Below are 12,664 nucleotides of genomic sequence, written 5' to 3'. Positions count from 1 at the left end.
GTCAGCCTCCAAAGAGTCGTTTGAAGAAACCCACCTTGACCGGCTGAATAAAGCGCAGAGGACGCTCTTCGCCAAGGAAGCGGGCGACGACGTCCTTATAGGCTTCCGCCACGTCGCTGTTTTCCATGTGAATGGCGGGTATGCCCTGATTGGAGGCCTGGAGGATCACTTCGGATTCGGGAATCACGCCCAGCAGGGGGGTGCGTAGCAGCTCCTTCACGTCGCCCAGGGAAAGCATTTCCCCATCCTCGACGCGCTTGGGGGAGTAACGGGTGAGGAGGAGATGCTCTTTCACCGGTTCCTCCCCCAGTTCCGCCCGCCGCGAGCGGGCCGCAAGAATGCCGAGAATACGATCGGAATCGCGGACGGAGGAGACTTCCGGATTGGTGACCACAATGGCTTCGTCGGCATGGTAGAGCGCCATGAGCGCACCCGACTCGATCCCCGCCGGTGAATCGCAAACGATATAATCGAATTCTTTGCGCAGTTCATCCATGACCGCCGTTACCCCTTCGGTGGTCAGGGCGTCTTTGTCGCGGGTTTGGGAAGTGGGCAGCACGTAGAGGTTTTCACAGCGCTTATCCTTGATGAGCGCCTGCTGCAATTTGGCCTCACCCTGGATGACATTGATGAGGTCGTACACGACCCGTCGCTCGCAGCCCATGATCAGGTCGAGGTTGCGCAGACCCACGTCGAAGTCGATGACGACGGTACGATAGCCACGTAGGGCGAGGCCGCTGGCAAAGGCGGCACTAGTAGTGGTTTTGCCGACCCCACCCTTTCCAGAAGTGATGACAATGATTTTGGCCACGGTGCTTTTCTCCAAGACTTATATGTATAAAGCCGTAATATGCAATTGCTCGTCGCGGCTGTAAATCTGTGCCGCTTTGCCCCAGAGGGGATAACCAGGTTCCAGCGTCCGGTAGAGACCCGCGACGGAAACCAGTTCCGCCTCCAGGCTCATGCAAAAAATTCGCGCCGTCTCCTGCCCGTTGACCCCGGCAAGGGCGCGGCCACGTAAAGGGCCGTATACATGGATGTTGCCGTCGGCCATGATTTCGGCGCCGGCGTTGACGGCAGCAAGACAGACGAGATCGCCACCACGGGCATAGCTGCGTTGGCCACTGCGTATCGGGTGATCAATAATCAGGCTACCCGGACTTGCGGGGACGGGCTGCGCTGGTGGGAGTGTCTCCGGCTGCGGGGCGGCGTTACGCTCCTGGCCCCGTAAAACAGGAAGGTGCAGTGCTCGCGCCAGCGCCTGGTGGCCGGGCGCGGCATTACGCAAACCGACCGGGAACCAGTTGGCGGCGCGCAATACCTCCAGGATTTCAGGCAAAGCCAAAGGCGCTTCTTCGGGGATGGCACTCAGATCCAGGACCACCGGCGCATGGCGATGGAAATCGGCGGCCGCTGGGTGGCGCCGATACTCTTCGGCGATGCGTTGGGCGAGCTGCTGTGGATCATTGCTTTCCAGATGGAGGATGGAGAGGGTGAAAACGCCCCCGGCCACGCGTAAGGGTGCGCTGGATTCTGTGCCGGGGGAGCGGGGGTTAGCCATGTTTCACGTGAAACATCGCCGCGCACCGCTTCATGAGCGTCGCAGCAAAGGGCGCTTGCCGCCCTTGCCATTCCAGGTTTCCGCATCCGGCAAAGCGGCTTTTTTACGGAGAATGACGGGCCAGTCTCGGGCAAGCTCCGCATTGATGGCGGTAAAGTCCCGCTGATCGGCCGGCACCTCGTCGTCTGCGAAGATCGCGTCGGCCGGGCACTCGGGCACGCAGGCAGCACAGTCTATACACTCCACGGGATCAATGACGAGGAAATTCGGCCCTTCGTGGAAGCACTCCACCGGGCAGACCTCCGCGCAATCGGTATATTTACACTGGATACAGTTTTCGGTAACGACGTAGGTCATGAATCGCTAACACTTTTCGCGGCGCGTTTACGGGATGGGGGCGTCTTGCCTTCGCCGGCTGACGGGGCCTTGCGTTTGGAAGCTGCGGGCTTTTTTGCCGCGGCGGTCGTCGTTTTGGCTTTCGCCGGTTTTTTGGCGGCAGCCGCCGTGGCTTCCGTGGCCGGTTTTTTGGCCGTTTTCGCTGTCGTTTTGCGGGCGCGCGCGGCCCTCTTGGCCGGGGGTGCGCGCTTTTCGCGGGGCGGCGGCGGGGTGTAGTCGGGCAGCATGGCGGCGATTTCCGCGTCGCTGGCGTTCACCGGGAAGTGGAAAGCACATTCGCTCTGCGGGCAGGCGAGTTGTTCACCGAGGCGCTTGCCGCTTTTCTCGATCATGATGGGCCAGCCGCAACGCGGACAAGGCCGCGCCACCGGTGGTCCCCAGACGGCGTAAGTGCATTTGGGGTAGGTATTGCAGGAATAAAAAACCTTGCCGTAGCGGCTGCGTTTTTCGACCAGTTCGCCCTCACCGCACTGAGGGCAGGTGACGCCCGATGACTTGGGCTGGGTCAGTGGTTCGATATGTTTACACTCCGGATAGCCGCTGCAGGAGATGAAACGGCCATAACGCCCGGTTTTGTACACCAACGGCTTGCCACAATCGGGGCAATCGCGGCCTACGGGTTCGGCTGGTTCGCGCGGCCCGTCTACCGGACGGGTATAGTTGCATTCGGGATAACCGGAACAGGCCACGAAACGCCCATGGCGTCCGAGGCGCAGGAATAAGGGCTTGCCACATTGCGGGCAGGCTTCCTCCAGCGCCTCGCTGGTCGCTTCGGCGCGGCTGACGTTGGCTTTTTCGTCGAGCAGCGCGCGGAAGGGGCTCCAGAACGCGCTGAGGACGGGTTGCCATTGCTTTTCGCCGCGGGAGACGGCGTCCAGTTCATCTTCCATGCTGGCGGTGAAGCCGTAGTCCACATATCGTTCAAAGTGGTTGGTCAGGAACCGGCCGACTACCCGGCCGAGGTCGGTGGGATGGAATCGGCGCTGCTCGACGGCGACGTATTCGCGGTTCTGCAGAGTCTGAATGATGCTGGCGTAGGTGGATGGCCGGCCGATGCCGTGGGCTTCCAGGGTTTTGACCAGGGTGGCATCGCTGTAACGAGGGGGGGCTCGGTAAAGTGCTGTTCGGGATCGACGCCGAGTACCTGGGGTTCATCGCCGACATCGAGGGGCGGCAGGATGCGGTTGTTCTCATCCTCGTCGCCGTCGTCCTTACCTTCCTGATAGACGGCCATGAAGCCGGGGAAGGTCACCATGGAGCCGTTGGCGCGCAGGGTCCAGTGTGTCCCGGCATCCATATCCACGGCGACGAGGTCGAGGCGCGCGGGCGCCATCTGGCAGGCGATGCTGCGCTTCCAGACCAGCTCGTACAGGCGCCAGAGATCGCGTTCCAGCACCCCCTGGAGGGATTCCGGGGTGCGCGCGATGTCCGTAGGACGGATGGCTTCGTGCGCTTCCTGGGCGTTCTTGGTTTTGGTCTTGTAGCGGCGCGGCGTCTCGGGGACGAATTCGCTGCCGTAGTAGCCATCGATAAAAGTACGGATCGAGGCAATGGCCTCTTCGGCAAGATTGACGGCATCGGTACGCATATAGCTGATGAGGCCCACGGTCTCGTTGCCGATATTGATGCCCTCATAAAGCTGTTGGGCAACGCGCATGGTCCGGCTGGCGTTGAAGCCAAGCTTGCGCGACGCTTCCTGCTGCAGGGTGGAGGTGGTGAAGGGCGCGGCCGGCTGGCGTTGCCGGCTTTTGCGCTCCACTTCCCGGACCCGCAGTGCCTGGTGACCGAGGTCGTCTTCCATGCCGCTACGAATGGCCTGGGCCTGGTCACCGTCGGCGATGTCGAACTGTTCGAGCTTTTTATTCTGCCAATGGGTCAGGCGGGCGGTGAACGTGCTGCCCGCGTGTTGCAGGCGGCTGGCGATGGTCCAGTATTCGCGGCTGACGAAGGCCTCGATCTCGTTTTCGCGCTCACAGATCAGGCGCAGGGCGGCGCTTTGTACCCGTCCCGCGGAGAGCCCCGGACGCACCTTGCGCCAGAGCAGCGGTGACAGGTTGAAGCCTACCAGATAATCGAGGGCACGGCGCGCCTGCTGGGCGTTGACCAGATCCATGGCGATTTCGCGGGGATGGGCAATGGCCTCCTGCACGGCTTTTTTGGTAATTTCATGAAAGACCACGCGTTGCGTCGGCTTGTCACCGAGCAGGTGGCGTTCGCGCAAGAGCTCCACCAGGTGCCAGGAGATGGCCTCGCCTTCGCGATCCGGATCGGTGGCGAGCCAAAGTTTATCGGCTCCGCGCAGGGCCTTGGCAATGGCATCCACATGGCGCTCGTTGCGCTCGATGGCGGTATAGCGCATGGCGAAATCACGCTCCGTGTCCACAGCGCCCTCTTTGGGCTGCAGATCACGGACGTGGCCGTAGGACGCAAGCACCTGAAAATCATCCCCCAGATATTTCTGGATGGTCTTGGCTTTTGCCGGTGATTCTACGATAACGAGCTGGTGTGCCATAGGTTAGTGGAGAATCCGTGCGCCGTTGTCGCCCAGCAGGGCATCGACCCAGAAGGCCTCGGGACCGGGGTCGTTGGCCATCACCATGAAGGTCACCCAGTCGAGGGTTTCGAGATCGGTGTCGTCCAGTTCCAGGGCGAGCAAGCGATCGATGATGCGTTCACGCATGGCGCCGTTGATGACGCCAAGCCGCTCCCAGTCGTGTAACTGCCCGCGGGCGGCCACCGAAAGATTTTGCAGTTCGTAGGGATGGTAGGCGCGCAGTGAGCGGGCGCTGGTCGCCTCTTGTTCCTCTACCGCAAAGCCTTCCATCCAGTCGAGGGCACGCTGAATATCGCCATCGGCAAAACCTACGGCGCGCAAATGGTCTTCAACCATGTCGTCGTCATCGTCGTCGAGATGGTCGAGCAAATAACTGATGATGTCTATGACGTCTTCCATACCTTGGCCCTAGGAAGCAGGTGGGAGGCGACAGAAACGGCCGCCAGGACAGGCCGCGAGGTAACCTTGTAATTCCATGTCCAAGAGGATGGCCGAAAGCTCGGTCAGCGTCAATCCGCAGCGGTTGGCGATTTGTTCCGGGGCGAGGGGGTCAAACTCCATGGCAGCCCAGACTCTGGCCTGGACCGGATCTTCGGGCTGCCAGTCTGCGGCGGGTGCGATCGCCTGACCGTCCCGCAACACGGCGTACAGGGGACCGAGTTCGCTGAGCACGTCCTCGGCACTCTCGACCAGTTTGGAGCCGTCGCGGATGAGGCGGTGCGGGCCGCGCGACAGCGGCGAATGGATGGAGCCGGGGATGGCAAAAACTTCGCGGCCCTGCTCCATCGCCAGCCGGGCGGTAATCAGTGAGCCGCTGCCCTCAGCGGCTTCGACCACCAGTACACCCAGGCTGAGGCCGCTGATGATGCGGTTGCGGCGGGGGAAGAGGCCACTGCGCGGGCCGGTATCGGGGGGCTGTTCGCTGAGGATGAGGCCCTGCCCGGCAATCTGGCGGGCAAGCTGCAGGTGGTTGCGCGGGTAGATGAGATCGGCGCCGGTACCGAGCACGGCGACGGTGCCGCTGTCCAGCGCGCCGCGATGGGCGGCGGCATCGATGCCGAGGGCCAGACCGCTGCTGATGATCAGGCCCGCCCCGCCCAGATTTCTAGCAAAGGCTTCGGCCGTCGCGACGCCGCTCGCGGTGGGGCTGCGGCTGCCGACGATCGCCAGCATGGCCTGGTTCAGGCAGGCGCGCTGTCCGCGTAAGTAGAGCAGCAGGGGCGGGTCGGAGATATGGCGTAGCAAAGGCGGGTAGTCGCTGTCCGTCCAGCGACAGAGGTCGGTATCGGGACTTTCCAGCCAGCGCCGGTCCGCGGGCGTGAGAACGTCCTCGGGTGCCTTCTGCAGAGCGGCGATTTGCGCCGCCTGCAAACCAAGGCCCTGCAGGGCACTGGCACCGGTTTGAAAACAGCGATCTACCGCACCAAAGCGCTCCAGAAGGGCACGTTGGCGGATCGGGCCGAGGCCGGGGATCCGACCGAGGGCGAGCCAGGCCCGGTCGGTCATCCGTTCCCTGCGAAGCTGTCGCTGGCCGTTACGGGACTCGGACTGGCCAGATGGTCACCTACCCGGATGCCACGCGTCGACGTGGTAATCACCGCGTAGGAGACGGTGGGAAAGACCCGGAACAGCATCACACTGCCCACCTTCTGGGGTGGCAGGGCGAAGGCGTTGCCGGTCACGGCATTTTTCGTCGTTTCCGCGGCCCTTTCAATCTGCAGTACATTGCCGTCGCGCAGACCGTCTTCCCGGCCCTGATCCACGATAACCACCTGACCCGTCATGAGTTCGGGATAGTCACTCATCTTGGCGATGATCTGCGCCTTCACCGGGTGGGAGGGGGCGCTGGGGAAGTAGTGGGGTACAACGCTCTTCGTGGTGGGTATCAGGCGGTCGCCCAGAGAAATTTCCTTCAGGGCGTTGGTGATTTCCATAGCGGCGTGGGCGCCGTTGCGACGCACGACGGCGCTGCCCAGATCGCGGAGCGCATAACCGACGGCATTTTTGCGGCCGGGACGATAGAGCTCCGGCCCGAGGGCGACAATCTGGTAATGGGCGCCAACGGGCGCATGTGCCAGACCGGAGGCATAGAGTTTGTCGCCGACCGCATAGACGATATGCTCACTGGTGCTGGCGGCAAGATAAGGCAGTTGGTCGTAAGCCTTCTTGCTGGCGATGACACCGGGGCTGCCGAGAAAAGGCATGACCTCGCCGCGTGCGACCGTGGGCAGGGGCTCTGTGGTCATCCGGGGATGCAGTGCGATCACACGGAGTTCCGGCTGGCCGCCCGCCCCGCGGGTGATCACAATGCGGTCGCCCGGATAAATCAGGTTGGGGTTTTTGATGTAGGTATTCCGGTGCCATAGCCGCGGCCATTCCCAAGGGTTTTTGAGAAAATGTGCGGCAATGCCCCAGAGGGTATCTCCGCGTTTGACGGTGTAGCTGTGCGCACTGTGCAACAGTGTGCCGGACGGCGCAGCCTGCGCCATTACCGGGGCCATGGCGCCGAGGCCGAGACAAAATAGGGTGTTGCGCCAGATGTTCTTCTGCATGAATGATCTCCGCCGGACTTCCGCAGGGCATAGTATTAGTTCAAGATACGATTTTTGCCGGATTGCAATCATTGGTGACGAAATGCCCCTTTTGAAGATACTGGAGTTTCCTGACGCCCGCCTCAAGGACGTGGCTCGGCCCATAGCCAGGGTGGACAAACAGATTCAGCAGCTTGCCGACGATATGGCGGAGACCATGTATGATGCCCCGGGCATCGGTCTGGCCGCGCCACAGGTGGCCGCTGGCCACCGGCTGATTGTCGTGGATGTTTCGGAAAATCGCAACGATCTGTTGACGTTGCTGAATCCGGAAATCATTGCGCGCACGGGTGAGGAAGAGATGAAGGAAGGTTGTCTGTCGGTGCCGGGGGTGCTGGAAACGGTGCGCCGCGCCGAAAAGGTGACGGTACGCGCCACCACGGTACAGGGCAAAACCGTTGAATTGGAGGCTGACGGTCTGCTGGCGGTTTGCCTGCAGCATGAGATCGACCATCTCGATGGCACCCTGTTCGTCGATCATCTGTCCCGCCTCAAGCAACATCTGATTCGCCGTAAGGCGGAAAAAAAGGGTGCGGCTCGGTGACTGAAAAACATCGCATTGTTTTTGCCGGGACACCGGAGTTCGCACGCATCACCCTCGCCGGACTGCGGCAAGGACCGGAAGCCATCGTCGGGGTGTTTACACAGCCGGATCGCCCGGCGGGCCGAGGGCGGGCGTTGCAAGCCAGCCCGGTCAAGCAGGAGGCCCTGGCTGCGGGCATTCCTGTTTTTCAGCCGGAATCCTGTAAAACCGGTGAGGCCCTGGAATTGCTCAGGAGCCTGGCGCCGGATCTGCTGATTGTCGTGGCCTACGGTCAGATTCTTCCCCAAGCGATACTGGCCCTGCCGGCGCGCGGTGCCATCAACGTGCATGCCAGCCTTCTGCCGGCCTGGCGCGGCGCGGCGCCTATCGCCCGGGCGATCGCGGCGGGCGATAAAGAAAGCGGTGTCGCCATCATGCAGATGGAGGCCGGGCTCGACTCCGGCCCGGTGCTATGGGAGGAGCGCGTGCCCATCGCAGCTGACGATACGGCCGCCAGCCTGCACGATCGTTTGGCACGGTTGGGTGGCAAGGCTTTGCGTCACGTCCTGGACGATCTCTGGGCGGAGCGGCTCAAACCCGTACCTCAGAACCCCGCGCTGGTGACCTATGCCCGCAAGCTGAAGAAGGAGGAGGCGCTGCTCGACTGGCGGCTTCCCGCAACGACGCTGGAGCGCCTGGTGCGGGCGTTCAATCCCAGTCCGGTCGCCCACACGCTTTTTCGCGACAAGGGCCTGCGGGTCTGGCAGACGCGGGTGCTGGGCGCGGGAGGTGGTCAGGCGCCCGGCAGCATCAGCGCCGTGGAAAAGGACGGGGTGGTGGTGACCTGTGGTGAGGATCGATTGCAGTTGCTGGCGGTTCAGCCTGCAGGCAAGGGAGTGCTCAGTGGCAGTGATTTCGCCCGCGGTTATCGCCCGCAGGTCGGTGAAGTCCTGGGATGAAGGAAGTGCGAACAGGGATTGAAAGGGCAAAAAGTACATCGGGTGGGGCCGTGCGCAAGGCCGCCATTGCCGTATTGCGCGGCGTGGATAGCGGGCAGACGGTGGATGCCGCGCTGCTGCCGGTTTCGTTGATCGGTGCGGATCGGGCGACCTTGCAATGGTTGGTGCTGGGCACGCTGCGCGAATTTCTGTCCGTACAGACCCTTTCCGCAAAATTGCTGCGCAAGGCGTGGCGCGAGGAGGATGCCGATCTGGGCTTTCTGCTCAGTCTGGCCCTTTTTGAGTTGCGCCACGGTCAACGACCCGCCTTTGCGGTGGTCAATGACTGGGTGGAGATGACAGAGACTGTCAAAAAACCGTGGGCGCGCGGCCTGATGAATGCCGTCCTGCGCCGTTATCTGCGAGAGCGTGAGGTTTTGGATACAGCGCTGGTCGATCGCGATCTCGGGCATCCGGCCTGGTTGGCGGCGCGCTTGCGCGCGGCCTATCCGCAGGACTGGCCGGCCATTGCCGCAGCCAATAACTGCGCGCCGCCCCTCTGGCTGCGAGTGAATACGCAGCGGGTGGACCCCGGTGCCTATCGGCGGTTGCTGGCAGAACAGTGCCGTGAGGCCGAGGGCGTGACGTGGAGTGCGGCGGCCTTGTGCCTGCCCGCCAGTGTGCCGGTAGCGACCCTGCCGGGCTGGGATGACGGCTGGGTGGCGGTACAGGACGGCGCGGCACAAATGGCGGCCCACATTCTCGCGCCCCGGGAGGGGGAGCGAATTCTGGATGCCTGTGCGGCGCCCGGCGGCAAGACGGCTCACCTGTGGGCATTGGGGGCAACGCGCCTGGATGCCCTGGACCGCTCCGCGGAACGCCTGAACCGGGTGCGTGAAACGCTGAAAAGACAAGGCGGCGAGGTGCATTTGCAGGCGGCCGATGCGGCGGAAACCGCCACCTGGTGGAATGGTGAGGCCTATGACGCCATTCTCCTGGATGCACCCTGTACCGGCACCGGGGTCATTCGCCGCCATCCCGATATTCGTCTGCGCCGCCAACCGGAAGATGTGGCCGAAGCCGTGGCGCAACAGGCGCGTCTGCTGGAAGGGTTATGGCCTTGTCTGCGCCCCGGTGGTCGGTTGCTCTATGCCACCTGCTCGGTATTGCCCGAGGAGAACGAAGAACAGATCGTCGCCTTTGTTCAGCGGCATTCCGATGCGCGCCGCTCGGCGCATCCGCTGACCGGACAACGCCTGCCCGGCCAGGGAGATATGGATGGTTTTTACTATGCCTTGCTGGAGAAGGACGCGTGCGCCTGAGCAGCACGTTGCGCTTACCGACCGGCAGAATCGGGCAGCGGCTGTTGGTCGTCATACTGCTCGGGCTAGGCGGTATTTTTTGCGCAACCGGGCTGGCAGCGGCTGGTCCGGCGTTTCACGTGGAACGTGTGCAGGTAATCCCCCATGCGAATGCTGTTGAAATCGACGCCAGCGTGCAGTTGGGCAAGGAAGCGCTCCTGCAGCAGGTGCTCGACCAGGGGCAGACGCTGACTTGGGTTGTGCAGGCGGAGTGGCGGGAGCCCGAGCCCTTCTCCTTCATCCCGGGTATCGGCGTTCATGCACGCCGGGAACAGCGCTGGCACATCCGTTATTATCCTCTGACAAACCAATATGCCATCGAGGATCAGCAGGGCGTGCTTACCTTGTATGCGCACTGGAATGAGGTCGCCACGGCGCTGACGCGGGTGCGGAGCTTCGTGCTCCCGCTGGCCCACGGTGCGGCGCGCGGTCAGGTGGCGATGCGAGTGTATGTCGATAGTCAGGCCTTACCTCTGCCGTTGCGTTTGCGATCTTTGCTGGACCACTGGAAACTGGAGTCCCCATGGACCGTCGTACCCCTTCCCCGTTGAAAAACTGGTTGCGTGCCCTGAGCGCCGGAACCACCGGGGAGCAACTGCGGGTGGGACTGCGCTGGGACGCCGTTCTGCTCCTGCTCGCCATTGTGGCCTTTTTGGGGATCAACTTTTTCACCAGCGCCGGGGGGCCGCTGAGCCATTATTTTGTGCCCATGCTGGTGATTTCGGCGGGGATCGTCCTCTTTCTGCTCTCCCTGGTGCTGATCTCGGTGGTGGCGCTGCTATTGCGACTGCGGCGCGGGGAGGTGGGCAGTCAACTGGCCACCCGTCTGGTGGTCATCATCACTCTGCTCAGTTTTTTGCCGGCAGCCGTCGTTTTCGGTTTTTCCTGGCAGTATCTGAATCGGGGCGTGGACTCGTGGTTCAGCAGCGCTGTGCAGAGTGCGCTGGATCAGGCCCTGAATGTGGCCAAGGCGGGGGTTGATCGCTACCGCAATTCCACGTTGCTGGCGGCGGAAAGCATTGCCCAGGCGCTGGTGGGGGAGTCGGACAGCAGCGCCGTAATCACCGTGATCGCCCTGCGCGATCAGTATCGCCTCAGCAGCGTAACCCTCTTCTCCAGCGACAACCGGATCATCGCCACCAGCAGTGATAACCTCAATCTGGCCCCACGCTTGCCACGCCGGGAAATTCTCGCCATGGAAGAGGGCCATCCGACCGCCACCATCGAGCCGGAACCCAAGGGCGGCCTGCTGGTAAAGGTGCTGATCCCGGTGCTGAGCCCACACCTGGGGGAAAGCAACCGCATGCTTTATGTGGAACAACCCATCCCCGAGCAACTGACCCGGGCCGCAGAGGCGGTGCAGGTGGCGTATACCCGGTATCACCAGTTGATGCTGATGCGCGAACCGATGAAAACGGCCTTCCAGCTCAGCCTGGCGGTGGCCTTGCTGCTGGCTGTGCTGTCGGCGGTGTGGATGGGTCTGCTGCTGGCGCGACGACTGACCGCGCCCATTGCGCGCCTGGCGGCGGGAACCCAGGCGGTGGCACGTGGCGAGTTTATTCCCTTGCAGACCGTGGCAAGTCACGACGAGCTGGGTGTCCTGATACATTCGTTCAACAATATGACCCGACAACTGGCGCGGGCCAAGCAGCAGGCGGCGGCGGCGCAGGAGCAGGCGGAGCAGCGGCGGTTGTATCTGGAGACCGTGCTCGGACAGATTTCCAGCGGCATCCTGACCTTTGACGGCGAAAATCATTTGGCCGAAGTCAACGCGGCGGCGACCCATATCCTTCAGGCGGATCTGTTCAGAGGCAGTGCTCTGGATGACTTGCATGACGGTACCGCGCTGGAGCCCCTATGGAAGCTGGTGGCGGATTGGGTGGAACACCCCCGTAACGGGATGCAGAAAGAGTTGCAGATTGAGCGCTCCGACGGGCCACAGACCATTATCGTGCATGGCGCGCATTTTGCGGATGACGCTGGTAGTCGGGGTTTCGTCCTGGTTTTTGACGACATCAGTACGCTGGTCGCCGCCCAGCGCAGCGCCGCCTGGAGTGAAGTGGCGCGGCGTCTGGCCCACGAGATCAAGAACCCGCTCACCCCCATTCAGCTCTCCGCCGAGCGGCTGCGGCGCAAATATCTGGAACGCCTTGGCGATGAGGGGGAGACCATGGATCGTGCCACCCGCACCATCATCCACCAGGTGGATGCCCTCAAGGTGATGGTGGATGCCTTCTCGGAGTATGCCCGGCAGCCGCAACTGGAGTTGCGCCCGCTCGATCTCAACATGCTGATTCTGGACGTGCTCGACCTGTATCGTGGGCAAGAGAGCGGGGTGGAGATTCGGGCGGAGCTGGGTGCGGGCCTACCCCCCCTGCGGGCCGATGTGCATCGCCTGCGTCAAATCCTCAATAATCTTCTGCGCAATGCCCTTGACGCCTTACAGGGTGGCGTAGAATCTTCTGATGGTAAGCATATCCTGATTCGCACCCGCTTGTCGGACGCCAGCCCCACAAAGATGCTAGAGTTGAGTGTGTCAGATGACGGACTAGGCTTCCCGGCCGAGTTGCTGGCGCGGGTTTTCGAGCCCTATGTTACCAGCAAGGTGAAGGGTTCGGGGCTGGGTCTCGCTATCGTCCGGCGTATCGTTGAGGAGCACGGCGGGCAGATTATTGCCGATAATCAGGGTTTGCGGGGCGGTGCGCGCATCGTTATTGATTTTCCGTTAGGTTGAGACAGG

Annotated in this window: 12 protein-coding genes and 1 pseudogene; 5 read left to right on the top strand and 8 right to left on the bottom strand. The window is 62.5% G+C overall.

All coding sequences use genetic code 11. From position 1 onward, the window contains the following. Position 1: 1 nt before the first annotated feature. The 8 genes and pseudogenes from minD to AFERRID_RS07240 form a co-directional block, all read right to left on the bottom strand. The gene (gene minD, locus AFERRID_RS07270) at positions 2-811 is read right to left on the bottom strand and encodes a septum site-determining protein MinD (protein WP_126604709.1); all 810 of its coding nucleotides are present in this window, start codon (positions 809-811) and stop codon (positions 2-4) included. Positions 812-829: 18 nt separating this feature from the next. Beyond that, positions 830-1,561 carry a septum site-determining protein MinC gene (gene minC, locus AFERRID_RS07265; protein WP_113527362.1) on the bottom strand — a complete coding sequence of 244 codons (732 nt, stop codon included), beginning with the start codon at positions 1,559-1,561 and terminating at the stop codon, positions 830-832. A gap of 30 nt (positions 1,562-1,591) precedes the next feature. Then, complete coding sequence (fdxA, locus tag AFERRID_RS07260; protein ID WP_113527363.1) at positions 1,592-1,918, bottom strand: ferredoxin FdxA; 327 nt, start codon at positions 1,916-1,918, stop codon at positions 1,592-1,594. Further along, entirely contained in the window at positions 1,915-2,847 is a 933-nt protein-coding gene (locus AFERRID_RS15575) for a DNA topoisomerase family protein (protein WP_232027946.1), read from the bottom strand. The genes fdxA and AFERRID_RS15575 overlap by 4 nt, the downstream gene beginning before the upstream one ends. A 3-nt stretch (positions 2,848-2,850) precedes the next feature. Next, positions 2,851-4,469: pseudogene (gene topA / locus AFERRID_RS15570) on the bottom strand (type I DNA topoisomerase); the annotation flags it as partial. 3 nt (positions 4,470-4,472) lie between these two features. Then, the gene (locus tag AFERRID_RS07250; protein WP_113527365.1) at positions 4,473-4,910 is read right to left on the bottom strand and encodes a DUF494 domain-containing protein; all 438 of its coding nucleotides are present in this window, start codon (positions 4,908-4,910) and stop codon (positions 4,473-4,475) included. Between the two features lie 9 nt (positions 4,911-4,919). Next, the gene (gene dprA, locus AFERRID_RS07245; protein WP_126604708.1) at positions 4,920-6,017 is read right to left on the bottom strand and encodes a DNA-processing protein DprA; all 1,098 of its coding nucleotides are present in this window, start codon (positions 6,015-6,017) and stop codon (positions 4,920-4,922) included. Beyond that, the gene (locus tag AFERRID_RS07240) at positions 6,014-7,063 is read right to left on the bottom strand and encodes a LysM peptidoglycan-binding domain-containing protein (protein ID WP_126604707.1); all 1,050 of its coding nucleotides are present in this window, start codon (positions 7,061-7,063) and stop codon (positions 6,014-6,016) included. The genes dprA and AFERRID_RS07240 overlap by 4 nt, the downstream gene beginning before the upstream one ends. An 82-nt stretch (positions 7,064-7,145) precedes the next feature. On the opposite strand from AFERRID_RS07240, the gene def reads away from it, so the two are divergent. Genes def through AFERRID_RS07215 form a run of 5 tightly spaced genes read left to right on the top strand, consistent with a single transcriptional unit; the run spans position 7,146 to position 12,658 of the window. Next, on the top strand, positions 7,146-7,646 hold the full coding sequence (def, locus tag AFERRID_RS07235; protein WP_126604706.1) for a peptide deformylase: 501 nt from the start codon (positions 7,146-7,148) through the stop codon (positions 7,644-7,646). Next, positions 7,643-8,584: a methionyl-tRNA formyltransferase gene (fmt, locus tag AFERRID_RS07230; protein ID WP_126604705.1), complete on the top strand. Its 942-nt coding sequence runs from the start codon at positions 7,643-7,645 to the stop codon at positions 8,582-8,584. The genes def and fmt overlap by 4 nt, the downstream gene beginning before the upstream one ends. Beyond that, complete coding sequence (rsmB, locus tag AFERRID_RS07225; protein ID WP_126604704.1) at positions 8,581-9,885, top strand: 16S rRNA (cytosine(967)-C(5))-methyltransferase RsmB; 1,305 nt, start codon at positions 8,581-8,583, stop codon at positions 9,883-9,885. The genes fmt and rsmB overlap by 4 nt, the downstream gene beginning before the upstream one ends. Then, positions 9,876-10,475, top strand: a complete 600-nt coding sequence (locus AFERRID_RS07220) for a DUF4390 domain-containing protein (RefSeq protein WP_126604703.1) — start codon at positions 9,876-9,878, stop codon at positions 10,473-10,475. Before rsmB ends, AFERRID_RS07220 begins: the two co-directional genes overlap by 10 nt. Continuing rightward, positions 10,448-12,658, top strand: coding sequence for a sensor histidine kinase (locus tag AFERRID_RS07215; protein ID WP_126604702.1), 2,211 nt, complete (start codon positions 10,448-10,450; stop codon positions 12,656-12,658). Before AFERRID_RS07220 ends, AFERRID_RS07215 begins: the two co-directional genes overlap by 28 nt. Positions 12,659-12,664 lie beyond the last annotated feature (6 nt).

Source organism: Acidithiobacillus ferridurans (assembly GCF_003966655.1).
Classification (GTDB): Bacteria; Pseudomonadota; Gammaproteobacteria; order Acidithiobacillales; family Acidithiobacillaceae; genus Acidithiobacillus; species Acidithiobacillus ferridurans.
The sequence above is the reverse complement of the archived record's forward strand: the minus strand, read 5'-3'. Positions and strand labels throughout refer to the sequence as shown.